Source organism: Nitrospira sp. Nam80 (assembly GCF_965152575.1).
The window spans coordinates 142,430-165,769 of the sequence record NZ_OZ224216.1 but is presented as its reverse complement, the minus strand read 5'-3'; the positions used below and the strand labels follow the sequence as shown (position 1 = coordinate 165,769).

Here is a 23,340-nt window from a genome sequence, read left to right as displayed (position 1 = left end):
CTGCCTCCGCTATAGTGAGCCACGGAGAGAATACACCATGATCAAACCAGGTCGCTATCGGCACTACAAAGGTGGAGAATACGAAGTCCTAGGGCTGGCCAGGCATTCCGAGACAGAGGAGGAATTCGTGGTCTATCGCCAGTTATACGGAGCAGGAGGATGGTGGATCAGACCGAAGGAGATGTTCGCCGAAAACGTTATCATCGACGGGCAGGCGGTGTCCCGATTTCAATTCTTACAGGAAGGTCCACTTTGAAAAAGTTGCCGCCTGACCCAAGCGGCGGCCGGCCATATCAATGACGTTCCACACCACCGCGTGCTCGATCAGGAACCGCCGTCCCGACTTGGAGATGCGTACCCCGCGATAATCCGCGATGTGCCCGCGGCTCCTGGCTCGCTCGAGTATCTGTTCCCGTTCCATCCGATTGATCGGCTCTGCCGTCAGGCGGGAGGGCGTGGCGGTCAGCTCCTCCCATGACATCTCCCACAGGTCCAGCGCCATCCGGTTGCCGTAATTCAGGACGGGATCCTCTTCGATCCCATGGGAGACCAGAACAAAAGGAGCGAAAAAGAGGGCTTGTATCCGGCGAGCACTATCGGCAGACGGCGCGATCAGTTCTGAACCGGTCCAATGCCAATAGCTCGCGAGAAGAGTCCGGCACCATGCCGCCACGGACGGGCGAGTCCAAATAGGTATCTCATCCATTCATACCACCACCAGTCATACCACCACCGGTCAGAACAGTTGAGCGATAGCGTCACTTACTGCGTACCATGTGCGGGTTTCAGAGGCAAGGCGGATTTAGGCAGGCTCTTTTCGCAGCTGGCGCACGAACAAAATCTGCCCGCGTGTTCCGATCAGCTTCATCAGGATATCGCCTCGCTTCATCGCCGGATGGCGCTGTCCATCGTACCGATCATGCATGATTGCGACACATTGCCAGCTCTCTTTGGTTTCGGCCGTCCCATGAGCCTGCACCAACAGCAGTCCGTGAGGCTCAAGCGAATAGGCCATGTCCGAGGGACTTCCCTGAAAGACCTGTACCGGATTGTCCCGGATGGGAATAGAGGAATGGACTGATCTCATTCCGCCGTTACTGGTAAACTGAAACAGCTGGTGCGGTTGCAAATACGGGGCATGAGGATTTTTGAACCGACGAGGACTGTCGTAGGTGAGAAGGCGCCAGATGCCGGGCAGATCCGCCGGTTCGCACGGTCGAGAATGGGACTTGATCCATGTGAGGTTGTAGGCAGACTTCAGGCGCATTGAGTGCTCGCCCGCCTCTGCTGTAGATCCAGCTGAAATTGTTACGAAGACCATGACGATTGCATAAGCATACCGGAGCATGAGAGATCTCCTCATTTCACGGCACCGATGCGAAGCTGATCGGTCCTCAACCGTGACGGGTTTTCGGCAGGACTCGGTACTCGATAAGCCGGCATGTACAAAATGAGACTTGGCGCCATTCCGCCGTGACCTTGACGATAATGGAACCGCAGCCGGCGCAAGCGGTGGCTCGTGGATCCCGCTTGATCGTCCAGCGGGGAATGGTCATGCGGTTGATTTCGACGGATCCATCGTCCATGTCCTTCTATCGGCTGCCGCCGGCCAAATCTGAAGCGTGACGGCTCGCCCTCAGGTGCGATCGTCCGGTGAAGCATGTATAATACGACTTCCCTTCAATCGATGGACCGTAATGGAGACGGGACGTTAGAGCAAGGAGCCTCTGTATGGCCGGAAAAACGCTATTCGACAAGATTTGGGAGCAGCATATCGTACGGGAAGAACCGGATGGGACGACGCTGCTCTATATTGATCGGCATCTGGTGCACGAAGTCACCTCCCCTCAGGCCTTCGAAGGACTCAAGATAGCGGGCCGCAAGCTCCGCCGGCCGGGTGCCGTGCTCGCCGTTCCCGATCATAATGTGCCTACGACCGACCGGAAATTCGGGATTGCCGATCCGATCAGTGCGAAGCAGATTCAAACGTTGGAAGAAAATTGCGCCGAAGCCGGCATCACCTTTTTCGGTATGCATGACGTCAGGCAGGGGGTCGTGCATATCATCGGACCGGAACAGGGCTTTACCCTTCCCGGCATGACGATCGTATGCGGTGACTCGCATACATCGACGCATGGAGCCTTCGGGGCCTTGGCTTTCGGGATTGGAACCAGCGAAGTCGAACATGTCTTGGCGACGCAATGCCTTCTACAGAGACGTCCGAAGACCATGGAGGTTCGCGTAGTCGGAACTCTGTCCGACCGCTGCTCAGCCAAGGATATTATTCTGGCCATCATCGGAAAGATCGGCACCGCCGGCGGCACGGGCCATGTGATCGAGTACACCGGGCCGGCGATCCGCGCCCTGACGATGGAAGGCCGCATGACTCTGTGCAACATGTCGATTGAAGGGGGAGCGCGAGCCGGCATGGTGGCGCCCGATGACACCACCGTCTCCTATATCAAGGGCCGCCCCATGGCTCCAACAGGCGCCCATTGGGAGCAAGCGGTGCGTGCGTGGGGCCAACTTTCAACCGATGCGGGCGCGGCCTATGATACGGTCGTCGAATTCAGGGCCGACATGATTGCGCCTCAGGTCACCTGGGGCACGAGCCCCGGCATGGTGACCGGCGTCGATGGAACGGTCCCCGATCCGCGCGAGATGAAGGATGACAAACTCCGCCATGCGACCGAACGGGCGCTCGCGTATATGGGACTTACGCCCGGCACTCCGCTGACTGAGATTTCGATCGACAAAGTCTTTATCGGATCCTGTACTAATTCCCGTATCGAAGACCTGCGGCTGGCCGCCGGCTTTGCCAAGGGCAAGAAGGTGGCGCAGGGCGTCCACGCGATGGTCGTCCCCGGCTCGGGCTTGGTCAAGCAGCAAGCGGAGGAGGAAGGACTCGACCGGATTTTTAAAGAGTCGGGTTTCGAATGGCGGGAGGCCGGGTGCAGCATGTGTCTGGCGATGAACGCCGATGTGCTTCAACCGGGGGAGCGTTGCGCCTCGACCAGTAATCGCAACTTCGAGGGCCGCCAGGGAGCCGGGGGACGGACCCATCTCGTCTCTCCGGCCATGGCCGTGGCCGCGGCCATCGAGGGACATTTTGTGGACATCCGGCACTGGAGCTGAAAGCGACGACTGCATCAGTGAGTCATCGCAACACCGGGATTTCAAGATTCAATGACCCACTGGTCAACTGATAACATGGAAAACTAGACATGCAGCCTTTTACAACATTAACCGGGCTGGTCGCCCCGCTGGACCGGCTCAATGTCGATACCGATCAAATCATCCCCAAGCAGTTTCTGAAGACCATCAAGCGGACCGGACTGCGGGAAGGCCTGTTTTATGACTGGCGAAAGACCAATGCCGGCTCGCCTGACCCCACATTTTTCTTGAACCAACCTCGATACCAACACGCGACCATTCTATTGACCCGCGATAATTTCGGGTGCGGCTCGTCGCGAGAACATGCCCCCTGGGCCTTGCTGGATCAAGGTTTTCGCTGCATCATTGCGCCCAGCTTCGCAGATATTTTTTTCAATAACTGCCTCCAGAACGGCATTCTCCCGGTCGTCCTCACCCATGAGGAAGTGCAGGCGCTCTTCGGCGGCCTCAATGCGACGGAAGGATCCACACTGACGGTAGACCTCGGAGCTCAGACGGTCACCACCCCCGGCGGCGCGGTCTATCATTTTGATATCGATCCGTTCCGGAAAGATTGCCTGTATCGCGGCTTGGATGCGGTCGGATTGACCTTGCAGCACCAGGATGCCATTGCGGCATACGAACGGCGCCGCAAAGCCGAGGCGCCGTGGCTGTTTCGTGATTTGTAACTCTTCAGGAGGAACGATGAATCGTAGCGAAGCGTTCGTGCGCGTGTACCATGAAGCTTAGGCTGTTGGTTGTTCTGTTGTTCTTTGGCATTGCCGCCTATCTGATCGTGGTGTTCAACTGGAGTTATTCCGACGGCGAGCGGGCAGGATACTTACAAAAATTCTCGCGCAAAGGCTGGGTCTGCAAAACCCACGAAGGAGAGCTTGCCATGACGACCGTGCCCGGCGTGGCTCCGTTATTGTGGGATTTCAGCGTGTGGGATGACGCGGTGGCCCGGCAATTGGACGGTCAAATGGGAAAACGGGTTGTGCTTCACTATAAGGAATACCGGTACATCCCGACGACCTGTTTCGGCGAAACCACCTATTTCGTCGACCGCGTCGAGATTGTGGAATGAGATCATGACCGGCGCCCTTCTATAACCAATTCTTCCGCTTGAAAAAGAACAACATCGCGGTCCCGATCGCACCCATAGTCAGCAGCACGGCGGGATAGCCCCAACTGGACTTCAATTCGGGCATATGCTCGAAGTTCATCCCGTAGATGCTGGCGATGAAGCTCAATGGCATGAAAATCGTCGTAATGATGGTGAGGACTTTCATGACGGCATTCAGGCGATTGCTGACGCTCGACAGATATATTTCCAACATCGACGACACCATTTCCCGCAAGCTTTCGATTGTATCGACGATCTGCACCAGATGATCGTAGACATCGCGAAAAAACACTTTCGTCGATCCCTGCAAAAAGTGGCCTTCGGCCCGCGAGAGATTATTGATCACGTCCCGCAGCGGCCAGACCGACCGCCGGAGGAACAAGAGCTGCCGCTTGAGCGCATGAATCTCGCGCAACGTTTCCGGCTGGGGATTGGAAACCACGAGATCCTGTAGCGCTTCAATCCTCTCCCCCGCCGTTTCCAGCACCACAAAGTACCGATCGACGATCGAATCGATCAAGGCATAGAGTAAATAATCGGAGCCCGCATGGCGCAAGCGCCCCTTCCCCGAGCGCAAGCGGTCTTTCACCGCCTGGAACACATCCCCGCCGTTTTCTTGAAATGACAGCAGGAAATTCTCCCCGTATACCAGACTCACCTGCTCCACCATGATGTCTCCCCGGCGTCCGCCTTCGTAGAGCATCTTCAACACGACATAGCCGTAGCTGCCGTAGTCGTCCAGTTTCGGCCGTTGATCGGTATTGGCGATGTCTTCCAGCAGAAGCGAATGGAGGCCGAACAACTTCCCGAACGATTCCAGTACCTCGATTTTGTGCACACCGCCGACATCCACCCATGTCACACAGGGATCCGGCGCGATCGGGACATCCTCCGCCTTGGCGACCTGGCGTTCTTGAAAATGGCTGTCATCGTAATCGAACACGGTGATTTTTACCGTCTCGGACTTTTTTTCACCGATGTGTACAAGAGTCCCGGGAGGCAGACCGGCCTTCCGCGAGCGCTTTTGAACCAATTTCATAATGGCGCCTCCTTTAGCGCGGCCGCCTAGGCATGGTCAAGACTATTCTCATGCGCCATACCGGGGTCGATTTTGCTGGGGCGACAATACCTGATAAGGTACAAGAGAACGGTGAAGTCGGCAGATTGGGAATAGGAATCCGATGGAACGGGAACTACAGATCCTCGTCGAGGCCATGAAACAGGCCGGCCGGCAAGCGCTTGACCTGGCCGGCGAGGGTTTGTCGGTCCATACAAAAGCCGATCATTCTCCCGTCACGACGGCGGATTGGCTGGTCGATCGAATGATTCATGAAGCGGTCGGCCGTCATTTTCCAGACGATGGCTGGCTGTCTGAAGAACGGCCGGATGACCTCGATCGATTGAACCGAAAACGAGTGTGGGTTCTGGACCCTATCGATGGGACGCGCGCGTACATTAAAAAGCTTCCGGAATTCTGCATTTCCGCCGCATTGATCGAAAACGGATACCCGATCGTCGCGGCTATCCTCAACCCATCAACGGGCGAATTGTTCACTGCGATACGAGGCCGGGGGATCGAATGCACTCCGAAGACCACGGAACCAAGCGTGGCACGAGCTCAGAATGGGCTTCCGCTAGTGCTCGTCAATCCATCGGATCTGCGACAAGGCCGGTTTCAGTCGATTTTGCATCGGGCGCAGTGCAAGCCGGTGGGATCGATTGCCTATGCGCTGGCCAATGTCGCGGCAGGCCGAGCCGCGGCGGCGGTCATGCTGGAAGGCGGCAATGAATGGGATGTCGCGGCAGGAGATTTGCTGATCGAAGAAAATGGAGGAACCATTACCGATATCCCCGGACGGCGTGTCCGGTTCAATCAACCGGATACCAGGCTCCATGGCATCCTCGCGACAGGCCGAGGCATCCATCCATCACTTCGTACCATTCTCAGTTCATTGACTCCACCGATGCCCTCAAGCAAGGGATAAGAGGTGCAACATGCGGGTAGCTATCCTCGGAGCAGGCGTTTTAGGAAGGGCGGTGGCGCAACGCCTCCATGCCAGCGGTCTACCGGTCACCGTCTATAACCGCACGCGATCGAAAACCGAGCCGCTGGCGCAAGTGGGCATCTCGATTGCCGGCTCGAGCGAAGATGCGGTGAGCGGGTCTGACGCGATCATCCTGCTGCTGGCGGACGCACCGGCCATCCAATCCATGCTTCTTAGCCACCACGGCCCAAAGCTGGCCGGACGAACGGTGATTCAAATGGGGACGATCGCACCGGCCGAAAGCCGATCGTTCGAGCAGGCCATAGTAGAAAGGGGCGGCGAGTACTGCGAAGCACCGGTATTGGGGAGTGTGAACGAAGCGAAGAACGGAGAGCTTCTCATCCTATTCGCCGGCACGAACAACCAGCTCGATCGGCTGGGCGAAGTCTTTCGTCCCTTGACCCGTTCCCCTGTGTATGTGGGACCGGTTGGGAAAGCGGCAGCCTTCAAACTGGCCCTGAATCAACTGATTGCGGCGGAAACGGCGGCCTTCTCGCTCAGTCTTGGCCTAATTCAACGCGAGGACATTAACGTGGAGCTGTTCATGCAGGTGCTGCGGAACAGCGCCCTCTTTGCACCGACCTATGACAAGAAACTTCCCCGCCTCCTGGAGAGAGATTACCGCAATCCCAATTTCTCCACGAGACATCTGCTGAAAGATGTCCGCCTCATTCTCGATGAAGCGAAAGCGTACGGGTTATCGACCGGCCCTCTCAAGGCGGTCGTTCCGCTTCTGTCCGAGACGATTGATAAAGGGTTGGGGGACATGGATTATTCAGCCCTCTACGAAGCCATTCATCCACGTGGACCCCGTACGTCGCCATCCTAGCCCGCCGTCATCGATTACCGAACCAATGAGGTATGCCGATCATCCGAATCGGCATTGCCCTGTACGCGGATCACCTTGAATCGCCCTCCCGGCTTGGCAGGGTTCGTATCGTGCTCAATCCGCGTGTACCACCATCGACCGTCACCTTCGGAATAGTCGGGTGCCAGCGTTACTTCAAATTCGCCTTCTCGGTCATTTTCCCGCTGCGACCATTTGCCGGTCCACGTATGATCCCACAAGGCGCCTGTTTCAAATCGGCCACCTTTGAAGGGATACTCTCCGTTGCCCTCCTCGTCCAGCACAAGGGAGACAATCACGCCACCTTCCTCATATTCCCATTCCCCGGCCAAGACATGAGGATCGCGCACGTCCGCCGGATCGGTGATTCGCGAAGCCGGTTGTTTGGGCAACGACGCAAGCTGCCCGTGACCGCAAGCAGCAAACAGTACCGTGATTAACGTTAAGCCGATGGATCGCCGAGTGCGTTCTAAAAAGGCCTGCCTGGTCATGCGTTTTTTCATCGAAACTCCTCTTTGTCTTATGGAAAGGACTCTGTGCCGGCCTCGCTGAAATGATGCAATCGTGATACCAGCACATACTATTTTGATAACATGCCGGAGGCTAGACGACAAGCCTGCGTATACTCCTAGCTTCGGAAATTCGGACGAGAGAGGTATTAGAGGAAGGCAGGTATGGCTGCTAAGTAGTTGAAACAGCGAAGCAATCCAGTCATTGTCGGACTCGTTCCAAACGCCGGCATGCTTCCGCTAAATCCGTGTCGGTTTTTGCAAAACAAAAGCGAAGAAACCGGTGGCCATCAGACCCGGCAAAAAACGCCTCGCCTGGGACCCCGGCCACCCCGCTGGTCTCGAGCAGGTGCATTGCTCGTTCCTTGCCGGTTGCGCCGGGGAGCCGAGAGACGTCGGCCAGGACATAATATGCTCCTTCCGGCACGGAAGGAATCAAACCCGCCTTTTGCAGCGAGTGGCAAAACCGGTCCCTCTTTTCTTGATACTCTCGGGCAAGATCATCATAAAAGGAGGGCGGCAGTTCTCGAATACCTCTGGCTACTCCATACTGCAGCGGCGCGGGGGCGCAGACATAGACCAGGTCATTCATCGCACCAATCAACTGAGCTGATTGAGGCGCGGCCACGCTGTAGCCGATCCGCCATCCCGTAATGCTATAGGTCTTCGAGTATCCTCCGATGGTAATCGTGCGGTCCCTCATGCCGGGAAGGGTCGCCATGCTGACATGCCGGCGGCCGTCAAATAAAAAATATTCATAGATCTCGTCGGTGATGACCAGGAGATCATGCCGTTGCGCGACCTCGGCAATCCGCTCCAATTCACCGCGCCCAAATACTTTTCCCGATGGGTTCCCTGGGGTATTGACTACGATTGCCCTCGTTCGGGCCGTCACGGCTCCTTCCAGGTCCTCCTGCAACCACGTCCAATGGGGCGCTCGCATGCGAAGGATACGAGGGATTGCCTCAACCGCGGTGATCGCGCTGATGTGATAGGCATAATATGGTTCGAAGACGATGACCTCGTCGCCGGGGCTCAGGAACGCCAAGCAGACGCAATGGAAGGACCCGGTTGCGCCGCAACTCACCGTAATCTCCGTTTCGGGGTCAACCGTGAGCCCATTGTAGTCCGACAGTTTTTGCGCGAGCGCCGTGCGGAGCTCGGCCAAGCCGTCGAAACGGGTGTAGCTGTTGATTCCTAGGTCGATGGCCCGTTGCGCTTCCTGTGAGACGACAGGGGGAACTCCGGTATCACAGACGCCTTGAGCCATATTGATGCCTTGCACTCGAGCACAGGCCTGGGTCATCGCTCTGATCTCCGATTGAGCCAGCTGAGCCATCCGGGGATTTACCTTATCGGCCATCGCGTCTTTCTCCTTCGACCGGTCGTCATGCGCTACAACGGACTGTCAGACAAAAATGAACCGGCGCCGTGGCGGCTCTTGTGCCGCCCTTGGTTCATGCCTAGAATCGTCGATCCCTGCTCTATGAAATCGAGGAGTATCATGATGCCGCTGATCCCGCAAGCCCGTCTCCTGCTGCTCATCGCAATCTCTCTGACCACAAATGCCTGCACCGAGGCCATCGACCGCAGCATGAACGACCCGGCGCGGGATGAATGGCAACAGCCTACGGCCGTGATCAAATCCCTCACGATAGACCCCGGCGCCCGGATCGCTGGTCTCGGCGCAGGAGCTGGATATTGGACCTTCCCATTGGCGGAGGCGACAGGCCCGGCCGGACAGGTCTATGTGGTCGACATCGACGAGGAGAGCCTCCGCTTCGTCGAACAAGAGGGTGCACAGAAGGGCGGGCTCCCCTCGAATATTCAATTGATACTCGCCTCTCCCGACGCGGCCAATCTGCCGCAGAACAGTACGGATTCGATCTTTCCGTGTAATACGAGTTCCCTCGCAAGACATTTGCGGCAGGGCGGACGTATTGCGATCATCGATCTCAAGCCGAGGGGCTGGTTTTGGCTGTTCGGGCATGCGGCGGCCAAGGAAACCGTCCGTGAAGAGATGACCTCGGAACATTTTCAAGTCTTCGCGATCGCGACCCCGTGAACGATCGCCGGACCGGAACGCGAATCGGGTGGTTTACAGCCGCTTGCCTGCTTGTCAGCAACGTCATCGGCGGCGGCATTTTCACCGTCACCGGCTATCTGGCGAGAGACCTTGGGGATCCGCTGTTTATCCTCGGCCTTTGGATCGTGGGCGCACTGGTCGCCTTGGCAGGTGCCTTTTCCTATAGTGAACTCGGAGCCTCATTGCCGCAAGCCGGAGGCGACTACGTCTATCTCCGGCATGCCTACGGCCCGCTGGTCGGATTCTTAAGCGGTTGGATTTCCTTCACCGTGGGTTTCGGGGCGGCGATCGCCGCCTCGTCGGTCAGCTTCTCGGCTTACGCGGTGCGCGCGATCCCGGGATTGATCGAAAGCGACGTATCCCCCGTCATTCCCGCGCTGGCGCTCGTGTGGATTTTGACTGCAGTCCATGTTCAGGGAGTGTCGACCGGCGGATGGGTCCAGCGCTTGCTGACGACGACCAAGGTGGCCGCGTTGTTGGCCATTATCCTTGGCGGTCTTCTATTTGGAACGGGAAATTGGGGCCACTTGTCCGTTCGGGCGGAACACACGCATCCGTCCTTCAGCTCGAGCGCAGTCGCCCTGGTTTTCGTCTTCTATACCTATCTCGGCTGGAACGTAGTAGGATACGTGGCCGCTGAACTGGTCGATCCCCCCCGTGCCCTCCCGAAAATTATCGTCCGCGGCACCGTCTTTGTCGCCGTCCTTTACCTCCTGATCAACCTGATCTATTTCTTTGCGCTGCCGGTCACGGTTCTCGGAGAACCGCCCCTCTTGCCCGTCGCGGAAAAAGCCGCCGCGGCTCTCTGGGGCCCGGAAGGAGCGAGATTCCTCGCATGGCTGCTCTGCATTTCGATCACCGGCGGAGTGAGCGCCATGATCTGGGCCGGCCCGCGGGTGTACTGGGCCATGGCGCGAGACGGTATGTTTCTGAGCTTCTTTTCACATATTGATGGCCGAACCGGCGCGCCGGCGCGAGCCATCATCCTTCAAAGCCTCTGGGCGTCCCTCTTGATAATTACCGGCACGTTTGAGCAACTGGTTGTGTTTGGGGGATCGGTGTTGGCGCTATTCACCGCACTCACCGTGGGAGCGGTCTTTATTCTCCGATACCGCTATCCGAAATTGGCCCGCCCTTACCGAACGCCTTGGTATCCGGTCATTCCGCTGGCGTTTATACTGGTGATGCTGGTGATGATCGCGACGATTGCCGTCACGCGGCCGAACGAGGCGCTCATGGGCGTCGCCACCATTGTGGCTGGAGCAATCGCCTATGGCTTGTTCTCAAAGGCGGGCAGGTCGGCCCCATCCGGCGGCCGTTAGTCATCAAAAATCACGGAATGCGGCCCCATCCCTGCGAGGGGCCTCCTCCGATGCATACGCAATGAGACGTACCTGCTACCTTTGAAAAAGTCCCTGTGAAGTATTTTTAAATGAGTGGCTGGCGGTAGATCAGGCGGTTTCTCACCCGCGTTCCTTCTCCCCATCCATGAACATGTGGTAATACCAGAGGACTTTTCCCACGTATCTCTCCGTCGAGCGAAACGGCGGCACGCTGATATGCGGACCGATTCGGGCCTCACCGGCATGGTAGGCAGCCAGTGCCAACGCCACATTGCCGTCGAATCGATTGAGCAGGCGCCGCAACTCTCCGGCGCCGGCTCGAATATTTTCGTCGGGATTGAAGGGATCCACAACATTCAGCGCCGCGACGGTCGGGGGCATCAGTTGCATCAGTCCTCTCGCACCCTTCGACGAGACCGCGGTGGGATTGAAGTCGGACTCAACCTTGATGACGGCACGTAGAAGAGCCGGCTCCAGACGATAATGCTTCGCATAGTTCGCAATGAACCGACTGATGCGCTCCTCGGGGCCCGCGGACGGGGATAACAGCAGGGGCCGGTCGAACCAGACGAGCGACGGATAGAGCGCCAGCATGGCCATCATGATTCCACACGCGCCAAGGAGGGGCGACCATCGGACCGCACATGAAATGTCGGGTCGCTTCAGCATATTCCCGCCGTAAGCTCTCATCGGAGTGAAATGACTTCACCAAGATGGAACAAAGCTCGGAAACCGGCAAAATATTTCTCAATTTTCGCAGATCACTCCTTCACTGCATCCAAAGAACGATTGTTGTTCTTTAACCTTTGGAAGGCCCTCCCCACAGCTCCTCCAGTCGTTGCGCCCGGCCGCAGGTGTACTTATAAAATTTGTAGCGAATCGGATTCTTTTTGTAGAAGTCCTGGTGGTAATCCTCGGCCGGATAGAATACGGACACTTTCACCACCTGCGTCACAACCGGTTGCGTAAACCGTTTCGATTGCTCGATCGCCTGTTTGGATTCTTCCGCCATCCGCTTCTCCTCATCATTGAGATAAAAAACCACGGACCGATATTGGGACCCACGGTCACAAAACTGGGCATCGGGCGTCAGCGGATCCACATTGCGCCAGAACTCATCGAGCAATTTGGCATAATTCACTCTGGCGGGATCGTACAGGACTTCCACTGATTCCGCGTGTCCGGTCTCTCCCGCCGACACTTGTTCATAGGTGGGGTTCGCCAGATCTCCTCCCATGTAGCCCGACACTACGGATATGACGCCATCAACCTTCTCAAAGGCCTCTTCCATGCACCAGAAACAGCCGCCGGCAAAGAACGCCTTGGCAGGAACGGTCGGCTCCGCCCCCCGGCTCACCCCGGGGCTGACCATGACAAGCGCGCCAGAGGAAATGGCCAAATACAAGCAGATCCGGGCAATGATTTTCATGCGAGGCTCCTCCCTTTTGCACTGGGTCGAACTCACCGTCCTCATCTTACGCTATATAGCCAAGTGCTTTCTGATCTCTCGGACAATGTCTCGAGGGGGTCGCGCGATGTCCACAATGAGCGCGTCATCCGGCTCTTCCAACGAATTAAACTGGCTCGCCAGCAATTCCGGCCGCATAAAATGCCCCTTACGCCGGGCAAGCCGCGTCGCGATCAGTTCGTATGTCCCTTTGAGGTACACCACGCGCATTCGGGATGGATCTACCATCAGTTCATGGCGATACCAGGCTTTTAAGGCGCTGCAGGCCAGCACCACTTGATGATCCTGCTTGAGCCATTCGCCGATCTGAGACCGCAGCGCCCATAGCCACGATTTCCGATCCTGGTCGGTAAGAGGAATACCCCGCCGCATTTTGTCGATATTGGCCGCCGAATGGAAATCATCGGCATCGACGAAGCGCCAGTTCAGCGCCTTGGCCAGTTGTATCCCGATGGTGGTCTTACCGGACCCTGATACCCCCATCACAATAATGATCATGGTGTTTCGCGCGCCAAGCCGGCGGTTGGAGGTCTAGGCCGGTCGGACCAAGCCGATGAAGAGACAGTGGAACCGGAAACAGCGTCAGCGATGGCTGATGGGAGGCAAATCCGACACAGGGGCTTTCGGAGCCGATTCATAGAGGGCCAGAGCCTCCGGCATCCATTCCGTCAACTGTTTGATGCGGGTCCCATGACTGGGATGAGTAGACATGAACTCAGATGGTTGCTGCCCTCCTGCCGATTCCATCCGTTCCCACACACGGACGGCTTCCTGGGGATCATATCCGGCTTCGGCCGCAAAGAGCAGCCCGATATAGTCGGCTTCCGACTCATGTTTCCGGCTGAACGGCAATAAGACACCCACCTGGGCCCCGAGACCGAGCGCTTGCATCGCCAATTGGCTGGTCGTGGAGCCCATGCCTGAACTTCCGAGGCCGATGGCCGCGCCGATCATGAGCACTTGCGTCCCAATACTCTGGCTCATCCGTTCCCCGCCATGCCTGGCTAAGGCGTGCACTACTTCATGTCCCATCACGGCAGCCAGGCCCGCTTCATTCTTTGCAAATGGGAAAAGACCGGTGTAGACGGCAATTTTTCCGCCTGGGAGGGCAAAGGCATTCGCGGTTTGATCGGATTTGATGACGCTGACTTCCCACTTATAACTTTGGGCTGCCTCCGCGTACTTCGATCGCTTGGCCACTTCAATAATCCGCTCCGCCACTCGAGTGACCGGCTCCACTTCACGAGGATTATGACTGATCGGATTCTTCGGGTCGTGGAGCACCTGCGCATAGGATTGTTCGCCCATCGAAGTCTCGTAGCTGGCGGGGATTGCCATCAGCTGCCAGCGACCGGTGTACGGGTTGGTGGTGCAGGCCGTCGCGCTCACGGCCAACAGCACCAAGCCGGTCACACGCAGCCGTGCGAGTAGTCCATGACCCATGTCCGAATACCCTCCACTATCGATGGTTTTTTTCTCCAACCCGCTTACGCAGCAATCTTGGCTCCCCATTCCGGCAAACGGCATTCTTGCATATTTCCCACGGGCGGCTCAAAAGCCGAATCCGCTCTGCATGAAAGTCAGGCCGGTATCAATTGCAGATGAACGTCCCGGCGGCGTGGACCGTCCAGTTCAATCAGGAGGATGGATTGCCACGTGCCGAGCATGAGGCGACCTCGTGACACCGGGACCGTCAACGAAGGCCCCAGAAGCGACGACGCCATGTGCGACCATGCATGCGATGGATTATGTGCGTGGCGAAAGCGAATGCGCGGGATGACCTGCTCAACCACTTCAAGAAGATCCTCCTCGGTTCCCTCCCCGACTTCACCGGTTGTCAAAGCCGCCGTCGTGTGGGCGACAAACAGCAGGCAGAAACCTTCTTGAACCCCTGCCGCTGCAACGGCGTCAGTGACCCGCTCGGTCAAGTCCACAGCTTCTTTGGTACGGGTCGTGGTCACCTGCAACAAATGACTCATAGGAAGCGCTCCGCTCCGAGACACACAATGGGCCCTGGCTTAGACAAGACTCCGCGGAAAATGCCGGCGTGATGGAAGAGGATGGAGCAGAAGATGAACCAGGCAGTCGAGCGCCAACGGAAGAAGATCAGGCGTTCAGGTACGGGGCCTGTCCCGCTTCGGCAGGCGCCCGGCGCTTGGATTTTGCAGTCTTCTTGGAACGATTCGCCGGCCGACTGGCCGGCAGGGCCTTGACCTGGTCTTTGGCTCCCTGGACCGAATCAAGCTCCTTTCCCATATAGACCAATACCTGCTGTTGGGACGACACCAGCGCGCGAAGGTCTTTCAATTGGGTCTGAAGGTGTTCCAGTTGCGTTTCCTGAGTGGCGACCTGAGAACGCAGACCGTTTAGTTCCGCCTGCGTGGCCTGGCTATGGTGGGCCATCCATTCCTTCAGTTCCCTGGCTTGCGCCATCAGGGCACGCTGGACATGGCCGGCTCGGTCCCTGATTCGAAAAATGACGTCGCCCATCGCTGATTCCAACCCTCGTTCAGGTACGACCGACTGCTCCCGCACGGCCACGCTCTTCGACGACGCGCCTGACCAGCCGATCAAGTGTTGAACCCGTTGCGTAAGGGATAACGGCACGGCGGCCTCGACAGGCTTTTTGCGATCGCACCAGCTTTCAAAACGCTCGGTCCAGTCCTCCAGCGCGACCGCGACCCTCCTCATGGCCAACCGCATCGGTGAGGGCTCGAACGGGTTCGGCGCCTGCTTTTGCTGCTCAGAAGGCACGAGGCATAATAGCTTGACAGGTTTTACTTGTAATTTATGCTGCTTCCTGGTCATAGCAATAGCTTCCACAGCGGCCCCTTCCTTTTCCTTACTCCCACCAGAAGGCCCTAGTCAATGCCGAAAACCATCTTTTTTCAGCCCCTCCATCTCAAAATTTCGTCACGCTGGAGAAGTTGAAGTCACGAATCCTCATGGCGGGCACCAAGACTTTCCCGGTTTCCGACGTCACGGCTTCCGCCGGAATGGTAAAGGCATCAATTTGGTTGAACGCGCGCAGTGGGCTCTCGTGAAATCGGAAATTTCTGACGGCGGCGACGATTTCTCCGTTCTCGATGAGAAAGGTTCCATCCCTCGTCATGCCGGTCAACGTCAGATCGATCGGGTTCACCGTGCGGATGTACCAGAAATTAGTGACGAGAATCCCTCGTTGCGTCGTCCGTACCAAGTCGGACACTCTGGCGCCTGCCGGACGCTCTCCTGACAGGCACGGCGATTCCAATGTCGCGATCGGTTCGACCTGATGTTGCCGTGCGGTGAACCGGTCGTACATCAGCTGTTTAAGGACCCCGCCGTCGATCCAGATTGAATCGAATACCGGAAGGCCTTCCGTGGTGAAGCCGGTGCCGAACAGATCGGTATGCTCGGGCTGATTCCGAAGCGTCAATCGCCGATCGAGGATGCGCTCGCCCAGCTTTCCGACAAAGGGACTCGTGCCCTTGTACAAGGACTTGGCGTCCAGCATCCACATGAGCCAGGTCAGAAGCCCGGCAACGGCCGCCGGTTCCAAGATCACGGTGTAGCGCCCTGCGTCCAGTTCCTTGGGCTCATCGGCGCCCCGCTTGGCTTTATCGATCGCCGTCAATGTCCGTTCCTGGATTTTTAAGTGATCGATTGACCGGTGAGCGGCAGCAGCCCATCCGCTCGCTTCACCCGCTTGCACCGTGAGGCTGAACCGGGCCTCGGTTCGTTGTTCATAGGCGAAGAGTCCGGAACTCGCCGCGGCTCCCACCGCGGCCACCGAGGAAGAGACAGTCCCGGCTGAATTCAAATTTTCCATTTTGCACTGGCTGATCGCTTCCCTGGTGTAATCCAGTCGCCGCGCCGGTCCCGCGGCCGCCGTTTCCGGCCTGGCCGTGGGCAGCGAGAGATACTGCTTCGGTCCCACCGGAGCTATATATTCCGGATCGTCCGGTGAGACACGAGCAATCCGTTCGGCTCGTTTGAGCGTGTCCTGAACCGATCCGGCCGTGAGATCCGTCGTGGTCGCCGTGCCACGACGACGACCGAAGGCCACCGTGACCGCAAGCGAAACGCGCCGCGTATCGACGTTCTGAACGATCTGATTATTGGCAAAACGGGTGGTCCCGCCATGCTGATCACCCAACGCGATGAACGTATCGTCGGCGGTTGAATGTTCGAGGACAAGGTCGCTCAAAAAGTGGAATTCGTCCCATCCGGTTATCTTGGGCCAGGTCTTCGATTCCGGCAATTTCATGGCTGAGCTTGACCCCGGATCACATCGACGTCGCGAAACCGCGCATGCGAGGCCGCGTGTGTCATCCAGCCCGACTGGCCCGGCTGGCCTTTTCCGCAGGTGATGAATCCGAACCGGCGCCGATGGGCCCGATCGGCGACCCCGTCGCAACTCTTCCAGAAGTCCGGGGTGATCCCATGGTAGATCACGTCGCGCAACATATGGGTCCGTTTGCCGTTACGGATCAGCCAGAAGGCGTCGCCGCCGAACTGGAAATTATACCGGCGCTGGTCGATGCTGTATGACCCGTGTCCTTCGATATAAATCCCTCGCTTCACGTCCGCCAGCAGTCCGTCCAAGGTTGATGAGCCCGGAGCCAGACCGATATTGGCGATCCGCACGATCGGTATACTGGCCCAACTGTCGGCTCGGTTCGAGCCGCGCGAGCGGGTCTCGCCGATGACCGGCGCGACTTCACGGTTCGTGCAATATCCGACAAATATCCCATCCCGCACAATGTCCCATTTCTGGCAGGCGACCCCGTCGTCGTCGTATCCGGTGGCGGCGAGCGTCTCGGGCTCGGTATTGTCGGCAATCAGATTCACATGAGCCGACCCATACCGAAACGTCCCCAGATGATCCGGTGTCAGAAAACTGGTTCCCGCATAGTTGGCTTCATAGCCCAACGCCCGATCCAGTTCGCTGGGATGCCCGCAGGATTCATGTATCGTGAGCGACAGATGTTCGGGATCAAGCACCAAATCATATCGTCCCGCCTCGACTGCCGGCGCCCGAACCTTCTCCACCGCTTCCGCCGCGACGCGGGGAGCTTCAGCAAGCCAATCCCGATCGCAGATGAGCTCATATCCCATGCGGAGATGGGGGGAATTGAAGCTGCGGGTGGCGAACCGCCCGTCCTGCACCGCGGTGGCGGAAAATTCCCCTTGCAGCGCCAGAAGGTCAAACTCGAGATGCGTTCCTTCCGTCGAAACGAACAGCTTCCGATCCCGCTGCGCCCAGAGATTGGCGCTGCTTCGCACGATGCCGGGTTGGCGGTGAACCGCCTCCATCAACTCCAACAGCAAGCTCGTCTTGTCTTCCAACGGCACGGCAAAAGGATCGACGCGACAGGCGGTGACGACGGTGTCACGATGCACGGGCTCTGGCGCAGGATGGATTTTGTCGATCGCGAGCGAGGCGGAGCCTTTGGCGATCTCCACCGCAAGATCCGCAATTCGTGGAATTTCTTCGAGCGACAGGATCGAGGTGGCGGCGAATCCCCATGCGCCCTTGTATAAGACGCGCACGCCGATGCCTCGACTGTTCCCTTCCCGGATGCCGGCAATGCGCCGATCCTCGCCCCGGATCGACTGGGTCATCGTGTCGAGAATTCGGACGTCGCCATAATCCGCGCCGGCTTGCCGCAACCGCGCCAACGCCACGTCCGCCAATTCAGCCCACTGTGGTCCGCTCATGAGAGTGCAGTATATCGCCAGTCGAGAGGTCGTTGCCAAACCGGCCGTCCGTCACCCCGCCGTACCGGTCCGAGATCGGTCCACAAACGCTTCGGTCGCGTCATCCAATGCGCGCCCCTGTCGCCCCTTCGCGGGAAGAATATACAGCAACTGGGGGTCGATGCGCTTCTGCGGAGGCGGAGCCGCGGTCATTTCGTAGCGCGGCGGACTCTGATGATCGGCCAGTTGAAGCTTCGGATTATAAACGCTGTTGAATTTCCATAACATCTTCACAAAATTGGTCTGCCCGCGGAGCAGATGGCCCGCAGCGATGGTGGCGGTGGATTTCAGCGCGGCCCATCCCAGATGCTTATGATTGAGGACCTGCTGAGTCTTGACCAGTTCCTCATAAAACTCCGGCAATGGCAGCCTGGTCGGGAGCACGGCATGCTGAATATCAAATAACCGATAATCCCGCGTGGTAATCCGGCGCGATTCGGTGTGCCACGATTCGGTCCCCGGATAGGGAGTATTGACGCTCACAGTCACGATTTCGGGAATATCGAGGCACCACTCACGGACAATGCTGAACCGCCGCCGGTCCCAGTCGGGATCCGCGATTAGATTGATGGCCACCGTCAGGCCGAGCGACCGGGCAAACTCCAACGCCTCAAAATTCTTGCCGACCGAGGTGCGCTTCCGGTGCATCTGGAGTCCCTCTTCATCGATCGCTTCGATGCCGAGAAAAATGTATCTCAATCCCAGCTGTTTCCAGAAGCGAAACACCTCCTTGTTCCGCAGCAAGACGTCCCCGCGCGTTTCGAGATAATACTGCTTCTTGATGCCCCGCTTGGCGATGGCTTCCCCGATGGACAATCCATGTTTCGCCTGGATGAAAGCCACGTCGTCCACGATAAAGATTCCGGACTCGCGAATCCGGGCCACGTCCTCGACCGCCCGCTCCGGGCTCACCGCCCGATAACTGCGGCCGTAAAATGTCCAGGCGCTGCAGAACGAACAATCCCAGGGGCAGCCGCGGGCAAATTCGACCGAGGCGCAGGGATCCAGCACGCCGAGAAAATATTTATGCCGGTGCCGCACCAACTCCCGCGCGGGACTTATGTCATCGAGACTATGCAGCAATTGCGGCGCGGGCCCTTCACCGTCCGGCGTGACCACTCCCGGAACCAGGGTGATTGAAGCCGGGTCATGTTCAATCGCCGACAACAGCCGCTCGATGGAGGCCTCTCCTTCACCGCGCAAGATGCAGTCGATCGCTCCTTCGGCATGCGCCAGCATGTCGGCCGCCACAAAAGACGCACTATGCCCGCCGACGAGAATGAAGCAGTGCCGGTGTCGCTCCTTCACGGCCTTCGCCAAATCCACAATCTCCGGCACATTGGCGAGGTAGTTGCAGGAAAACGCAATCACATCCGGCTGCCATTCCGCCACCATCCGGTGAAAATCGCTATGCTGCTCCACCTGCAAATCGAGTATCCGCACCTCGTGGCCTGCGTGACGCGCGGCCTGCGCGACCAACTCAAGGCCCAAGGGTTCAAGACGCAAGTAGATCTTGGTATACATGAGCGGACCCGGGTGGACCGCAAGAAGTTTCATGAGCTGCTCCTTTCGATGAAATGTCCGCCTCTATTAAGGATAAACCACAGGACGAGGTGAGATCGTGGCAGACCCGTATGACTTGATCAAGTCCGAACGAGCCGCGGCCGCGCTTTGACCACTTTTATTGGCCGGCAGAATGGCGTACGATTCGCCATGCAGGCCGCGAAGGACCTCACGCCCAGGCAACGCATCATGCAATTGATCACGGGAACCAAACTGTCGTCGTTTCAACTGGCGCAGATGATCGGGATCCCGGAACGTCAGGTCGAAGAGCACCTGTCGCACATCGTGAAGACGGTCGGCCGCGATGCGGCGCGCCGCTTCCTGATCGAGCCATCGACATGCCGGCAATGCAATTTTGAGTTCAAAGACCGGACCCGCCTGACGAGACCGAGTCGCTGCCCGCGCTGCCGAAGCGAATCGATCACGGCCCCCAGGTTCGGGATCACGGGAGCATGACCGTGCGAGCGATTGGATGCGGGCTCTTGATGCTTGCGTTGATCTCATCGGCTTGCGGCGCCGATCAATCGGCGCAGTGGTTGGAGACGGCTCAACTGGAAGAACGTCAGAATAATGTCGCCCATGCCAAACAATTGTACGAGGATATTATTCGCCTGTACCCGGATAGCCAGGCGGCAGTAACCGCTCGGGCCCGCCTCGATGAACTTAAGACCCACTAACGGCAACGACGGGAATAGTCGCCTGGTGATTGGCCGGATTGGCTTTGATTATCTGTTCGCTCGCGGCGGCCAGGGGATGAACGCGCTCGTCGTCCGCTGATAAATGCGATAATCCTCGCCGCGGGTCGCCAAAGCTTGCGCTTCTGCCGGCGGAATGCCGGTGATTTTCACCAGTGCCCACCCCATGACAAGCGGGCCGATCAGTGTGGCCCACCAGTTGCCTGCAGGCAGCGCGAACGCCATGATCACATAGCTCCACCAATGGAGCCATTCAAAAAAATAGTTGGGATGCCGCGAGTATCGCCATAATCCCGCGCGGCAGACCCGGTCCTTATTCCATGGCTGTTTTCGAAACGCCGCCAATTGCCCATCCGCGATCGCTTCTCCGCTCACGGCGATGGCCCATAGCAACAGCCCGCACAGTTCCCACAGGCTGAACGCCGGACGAGGATTTTGCATGATGATGAGCGGAGGCAGCGAAAAGAGGGCGATGGCGGCCGCCTGCATCTGAAAATACGCGAACATGAGCGCCGGTTCATGTCCTCCCCATCGCCGGCGCATGATCCGATATCGCGCATCTTCCTGCTTACCGATAATTCGATCGAACAGGATATGCGTTCCGAGCCGCGCCGCATACAGCCCGATCATCAAGGCCACCACTATACGGCGCGCAACGTTTCCCTCCACCGTCAGCGCATACCAGACAACCGCGCCGATCAATCCCGCACACCATCCGACATCCGCGATGGAAGCGTTCGGACGAAGTCGCTGAATCATCCAGAGGACGAGCATGAGCACAGCCGAAGTCAGCCATGCGTGGATCAGCAAGAGCAGCGGGTCGTTCACCGGCTTAGCTTACTCCGTAATCCCATGGGTCTGCGTCCGGACACCGGCGCGACGCAACCCAGGCTCTCAGGCCGGGCAATGGAAAGGACAACAGAATTTGAAGCTTGCTGCTGCTCATGGAGAGATCCGCCGGACGAGGCGGCCCGGCGTAGGCTTGCAAGGTACCGGGCTTGAGATAGGAGGACAACTCGGGATACCAACGTAACAACACGTCCCCGATCTCCCACCGCGACAATCGCTCAGCGCCTCCCAAATGATAGAGACCCGGCCGCTCGCGATCCACCAGTTCCCAGATGGCCCGCGCGACGGCCCCAGCTGGAAGCGGACAACGATATTCATCGGTAAATAACGTGATCGGTTGTCCTTCCCGGCCAGCTTTCCGCATGTCCTCGACGAAACTACGATCGCCGGTGTCCGAGCGGCCGGCGGTCAACGCGACCCGCATGGCGGTATGGAAAGGATTCCGCAAAACGACCCGTTCGGCTTCCGCTTTGGTTCGGCCGTAGACATTCAATGGACTGACTTCATCGGTTTCGACATAACAGCCTCTTGTGCCGTCAAAGACTTGATCGCTCGAGAGGAAGACGAGTGGTTTGTCGCCAGCCAGCTTCGCCAGTTGTTGCGTTGCCTCGACATTGATTCGGTGCGCGAGGACCGGATCGGCTTCGCACTGACTCGTGCGGCTCAGCGCCGCACAATGGATGACGGCTTGCGGCGCCAGCCGCTTCCAGAGCGCATCCACTTGTTCGCGGTTGGTGAGATCCGCCTCCTGTCGCGTCACTCCATGAACCCGCCAACGAGGCGCCCATCGCGGCGCCGACCGTACCAGATAGCTGCCGATCAGGCCCCCTGCCCCCGTGACCAGCATGAGCGGTTTCATACGGAGCGCTTTGCCAATACTGCGGTCAAATCCATGGTCTTATCCCGGAAATGTCGCAGGATGATCAAGAAGCCATTGTTCCTACCCCCACCCAGCTCCGCCGCGTCAAACGCGCCTCTCCACAGATCGGCCGCAGCTGGTGCATGGCGCGCTGAATAAAGCGAGCCATGTCTGTACACATCGGTGAGGCGGCTATGTCTTTCGAGACAAAGTCCGGTGACATGTGCGTCTCGGCGCTCAACGGCGGGCGGGTGAGATAGAGACCTTTTCAGCATCCTGCCAGCCGGCGAATCTCAGGCACATCTATGATCCGCACTTCCGAAGGCGGATGTTCAATCACCCATACGAGCGCGGCAAGCATCTCGTCAATGGTGACAAGGCCCAAACGTGCCGCCGCGTCTCTCGTGGAAGGAAACAGTCTCATCATCCTATAGGCCGGCATCAGGATACGCGGCCATTGATGGCCGGGACCGAGGATATACCATGGCCTCAGAAAGGTGGCCGGCAAACAAGAGTTACGGATCGCCTCTTCACACGTTCGACGGACCGCGATGTAGGCTTTCATGACCGGCGCCGGATGCGCGACATTGACATAGACAAAATGGCGCACAGCCGCAGACGTGGCCGCCGCGATGGAGGCCCGTGCGGAAATCAGGTCGATGGCGCGAAAAGCCGGCCCTTTCCATGGCGCAGGTTTCGGGACTCCTACAAGTTGAACGAACGTATCGGCTCCATGCACCTGATCGGCGAAGGTGCCGTGATCCAAGGGATTCCCTTCGATGACGTGACAGCCGGCCGGCAACTTTCCCCTCGATTCCCTTCGCGTCAATGCACGCACCTCATACCCCCGTTCCAGCAAGCGAGGAACGAGTCGACTCCCGACGTACCCGCTCGCGCCGGTCACAAAGAGGCACCGTGGCTTCATGCGATTCCGATGTATCCCGGACAATGACTCATGGGTCGTATCAAAATAAGGCAACCTGCACGCTCGCGCAACTCCCGGTCCGATGTCGTTCTTTGGCCGCTTCCAGGCCGACGGGGTTCCACCCTCGAAG

At 58.2% G+C, this 23,340-nt stretch carries 28 protein-coding genes; 10 read left to right on the top strand and 18 right to left on the bottom strand.

Features of this window, described 5'->3' with window-relative positions; translation table 11 throughout:
• Positions 1–37: 37 nt before the first annotated feature.
• Entirely contained in the window at positions 38–256 is a 219-nt protein-coding gene (locus ACWGXE_RS00820; RefSeq protein ID WP_447600523.1) for a DUF1653 domain-containing protein, read from the top strand.
• On the opposite strand, the gene ACWGXE_RS00815 is transcribed toward ACWGXE_RS00820, so the two are convergent.
• From ACWGXE_RS00815 to ACWGXE_RS00805, 3 genes are all read right to left on the bottom strand, one after another.
• The gene (locus tag ACWGXE_RS00815; RefSeq protein WP_447600521.1) at positions 236–706 is read right to left on the bottom strand and encodes an MEKHLA domain-containing protein; all 471 of its coding nucleotides are present in this window, start codon (positions 704–706) and stop codon (positions 236–238) included. The genes ACWGXE_RS00820 and ACWGXE_RS00815 overlap by 21 nt on opposite strands.
• Before the next feature lie 96 nt (positions 707–802).
• Positions 803–1,267: a hypothetical protein gene (locus tag ACWGXE_RS00810; protein ID WP_447600519.1), complete on the bottom strand. Its 465-nt coding sequence runs from the start codon at positions 1,265–1,267 to the stop codon at positions 803–805.
• Between the two features lie 127 nt (positions 1,268–1,394).
• Entirely contained in the window at positions 1,395–1,586 is a 192-nt protein-coding gene (locus tag ACWGXE_RS00805; protein WP_447600517.1) for a hypothetical protein, read from the bottom strand.
• A 145-nt stretch (positions 1,587–1,731) separates the two neighbouring features.
• On the opposite strand from ACWGXE_RS00805, the gene leuC reads away from it, so the two are divergent.
• The 3 genes from leuC to ACWGXE_RS00790 all read left to right on the top strand — a co-directional run bounded on the left by leuC (position 1,732) and on the right by ACWGXE_RS00790 (position 4,240).
• On the top strand, positions 1,732–3,135 hold the full coding sequence (leuC, locus tag ACWGXE_RS00800) for a 3-isopropylmalate dehydratase large subunit (protein ID WP_447600516.1): 1,404 nt from the start codon (positions 1,732–1,734) through the stop codon (positions 3,133–3,135).
• 89 nt (positions 3,136–3,224) lie between these two features.
• Positions 3,225–3,842, top strand: coding sequence for a 3-isopropylmalate dehydratase small subunit (leuD, locus tag ACWGXE_RS00795; protein ID WP_447600514.1), 618 nt, complete (start codon positions 3,225–3,227; stop codon positions 3,840–3,842).
• Between the two features lie 50 nt (positions 3,843–3,892).
• Entirely contained in the window at positions 3,893–4,240 is a 348-nt protein-coding gene (locus ACWGXE_RS00790) for a hypothetical protein (RefSeq protein ID WP_447600512.1), read from the top strand.
• A 19-nt stretch (positions 4,241–4,259) separates the two neighbouring features.
• On the opposite strand, the gene corA is transcribed toward ACWGXE_RS00790, so the two are convergent.
• Complete coding sequence (gene corA, locus ACWGXE_RS00785) at positions 4,260–5,318, bottom strand: magnesium/cobalt transporter CorA (protein ID WP_447600511.1); 1,059 nt, start codon at positions 5,316–5,318, stop codon at positions 4,260–4,262.
• A 142-nt stretch (positions 5,319–5,460) separates the two neighbouring features.
• Here corA and ACWGXE_RS00780 point away from each other — a divergent pair, with 142 nt between their 5' ends.
• Positions 5,461–6,264 (top strand): 3'(2'),5'-bisphosphate nucleotidase CysQ, encoded by an 804-nt coding sequence (locus tag ACWGXE_RS00780; protein ID WP_447600509.1) that lies wholly within the window; start codon positions 5,461–5,463, stop codon positions 6,262–6,264.
• A 10-nt stretch (positions 6,265–6,274) separates the two neighbouring features.
• Positions 6,275–7,153 carry an NAD(P)-dependent oxidoreductase gene (locus ACWGXE_RS00775; protein ID WP_447600507.1) on the top strand — a complete coding sequence of 293 codons (879 nt, stop codon included), beginning with the start codon at positions 6,275–6,277 and terminating at the stop codon, positions 7,151–7,153.
• Between the two features lie 14 nt (positions 7,154–7,167).
• On the opposite strand, the gene ACWGXE_RS00770 is transcribed toward ACWGXE_RS00775, so the two are convergent.
• The gene (locus tag ACWGXE_RS00770) at positions 7,168–7,674 is read right to left on the bottom strand and encodes a hypothetical protein (RefSeq protein ID WP_447600506.1); all 507 of its coding nucleotides are present in this window, start codon (positions 7,672–7,674) and stop codon (positions 7,168–7,170) included.
• A gap of 208 nt (positions 7,675–7,882) precedes the next feature.
• Positions 7,883–9,043 (bottom strand): pyridoxal phosphate-dependent aminotransferase, encoded by a 1,161-nt coding sequence (locus ACWGXE_RS00765; RefSeq protein WP_447600505.1) that lies wholly within the window; start codon positions 9,041–9,043, stop codon positions 7,883–7,885.
• A 141-nt stretch (positions 9,044–9,184) separates the two neighbouring features.
• Between ACWGXE_RS00765 and ACWGXE_RS00760 the strand changes: the two genes are divergently transcribed.
• Positions 9,185–9,745, top strand: coding sequence for a class I SAM-dependent methyltransferase (locus tag ACWGXE_RS00760; RefSeq protein ID WP_447600503.1), 561 nt, complete (start codon positions 9,185–9,187; stop codon positions 9,743–9,745).
• Positions 9,742–11,088, top strand: coding sequence for an APC family permease (locus ACWGXE_RS00755; RefSeq protein WP_447600502.1), 1,347 nt, complete (start codon positions 9,742–9,744; stop codon positions 11,086–11,088). The genes ACWGXE_RS00760 and ACWGXE_RS00755 overlap by 4 nt, the downstream gene beginning before the upstream one ends.
• Before the next feature lie 141 nt (positions 11,089–11,229).
• Here ACWGXE_RS00755 and ACWGXE_RS00750 read toward each other — a convergent pair whose 3' ends face one another.
• The 9 genes from ACWGXE_RS00750 to hpnR all read right to left on the bottom strand — a co-directional run bounded on the left by ACWGXE_RS00750 (position 11,230) and on the right by hpnR (position 19,876).
• A complete protein-coding gene (locus ACWGXE_RS00750; protein WP_447600501.1) occupies positions 11,230–11,712 on the bottom strand; it encodes a lytic transglycosylase domain-containing protein in 483 nt (160 codons plus the stop codon).
• Between the two features lie 196 nt (positions 11,713–11,908).
• Positions 11,909–12,538, bottom strand: a complete 630-nt coding sequence (msrA, locus tag ACWGXE_RS00745; RefSeq protein WP_447600499.1) for a peptide-methionine (S)-S-oxide reductase MsrA — start codon at positions 12,536–12,538, stop codon at positions 11,909–11,911.
• Positions 12,539–12,589: 51 nt separating this feature from the next.
• On the bottom strand, positions 12,590–13,075 hold the full coding sequence (locus tag ACWGXE_RS00740) for a gluconokinase (protein WP_447600497.1): 486 nt from the start codon (positions 13,073–13,075) through the stop codon (positions 12,590–12,592).
• A gap of 84 nt (positions 13,076–13,159) precedes the next feature.
• A complete protein-coding gene (locus ACWGXE_RS00735) occupies positions 13,160–14,020 on the bottom strand; it encodes a M48 family metallopeptidase (RefSeq protein ID WP_447600495.1) in 861 nt (286 codons plus the stop codon).
• Positions 14,021–14,157: 137 nt separating this feature from the next.
• Positions 14,158–14,556 carry a secondary thiamine-phosphate synthase enzyme YjbQ gene (locus ACWGXE_RS00730; RefSeq protein WP_447600493.1) on the bottom strand — a complete coding sequence of 133 codons (399 nt, stop codon included), beginning with the start codon at positions 14,554–14,556 and terminating at the stop codon, positions 14,158–14,160.
• A 127-nt stretch (positions 14,557–14,683) separates the two neighbouring features.
• The gene (locus tag ACWGXE_RS00725) at positions 14,684–15,268 is read right to left on the bottom strand and encodes a hypothetical protein (protein WP_447600492.1); all 585 of its coding nucleotides are present in this window, start codon (positions 15,266–15,268) and stop codon (positions 14,684–14,686) included.
• Between the two features lie 211 nt (positions 15,269–15,479).
• Entirely contained in the window at positions 15,480–16,826 is a 1,347-nt protein-coding gene (locus ACWGXE_RS00720) for a TldD/PmbA family protein (protein ID WP_447600491.1), read from the bottom strand.
• A complete protein-coding gene (locus ACWGXE_RS00715) occupies positions 16,823–18,280 on the bottom strand; it encodes a TldD/PmbA family protein (protein ID WP_447600489.1) in 1,458 nt (485 codons plus the stop codon). Before ACWGXE_RS00715 ends, ACWGXE_RS00720 begins: the two co-directional genes overlap by 4 nt.
• A 51-nt stretch (positions 18,281–18,331) precedes the next feature.
• Positions 18,332–19,876, bottom strand: coding sequence for a hopanoid C-3 methylase HpnR (gene hpnR, locus ACWGXE_RS00710; RefSeq protein WP_447600487.1), 1,545 nt, complete (start codon positions 19,874–19,876; stop codon positions 18,332–18,334).
• Between the two features lie 156 nt (positions 19,877–20,032).
• Between hpnR and ACWGXE_RS00705 the strand changes: the two genes are divergently transcribed.
• Positions 20,033–20,338, top strand: coding sequence for a transcriptional regulator (locus tag ACWGXE_RS00705; RefSeq protein ID WP_447600486.1), 306 nt, complete (start codon positions 20,033–20,035; stop codon positions 20,336–20,338).
• Complete coding sequence (locus tag ACWGXE_RS00700; protein ID WP_447600485.1) at positions 20,335–20,559, top strand: tetratricopeptide repeat protein; 225 nt, start codon at positions 20,335–20,337, stop codon at positions 20,557–20,559. Before ACWGXE_RS00705 ends, ACWGXE_RS00700 begins: the two co-directional genes overlap by 4 nt.
• Before the next feature lie 48 nt (positions 20,560–20,607).
• On the opposite strand, the gene ACWGXE_RS00695 is transcribed toward ACWGXE_RS00700, so the two are convergent.
• The 3 genes from ACWGXE_RS00695 to ACWGXE_RS00685 all read right to left on the bottom strand — a co-directional run bounded on the left by ACWGXE_RS00695 (position 20,608) and on the right by ACWGXE_RS00685 (position 23,210).
• Entirely contained in the window at positions 20,608–21,405 is a 798-nt protein-coding gene (locus ACWGXE_RS00695; RefSeq protein WP_447600483.1) for a DUF1295 domain-containing protein, read from the bottom strand.
• Positions 21,406–21,409: 4 nt separating this feature from the next.
• Positions 21,410–22,285: an SDR family oxidoreductase gene (locus tag ACWGXE_RS00690; RefSeq protein WP_447600481.1), complete on the bottom strand. Its 876-nt coding sequence runs from the start codon at positions 22,283–22,285 to the stop codon at positions 21,410–21,412.
• A 268-nt stretch (positions 22,286–22,553) separates the two neighbouring features.
• A complete protein-coding gene (locus ACWGXE_RS00685; RefSeq protein WP_447600479.1) occupies positions 22,554–23,210 on the bottom strand; it encodes an SDR family oxidoreductase in 657 nt (218 codons plus the stop codon).
• Between the last annotated feature and the right edge of the window lie 130 nt (positions 23,211–23,340).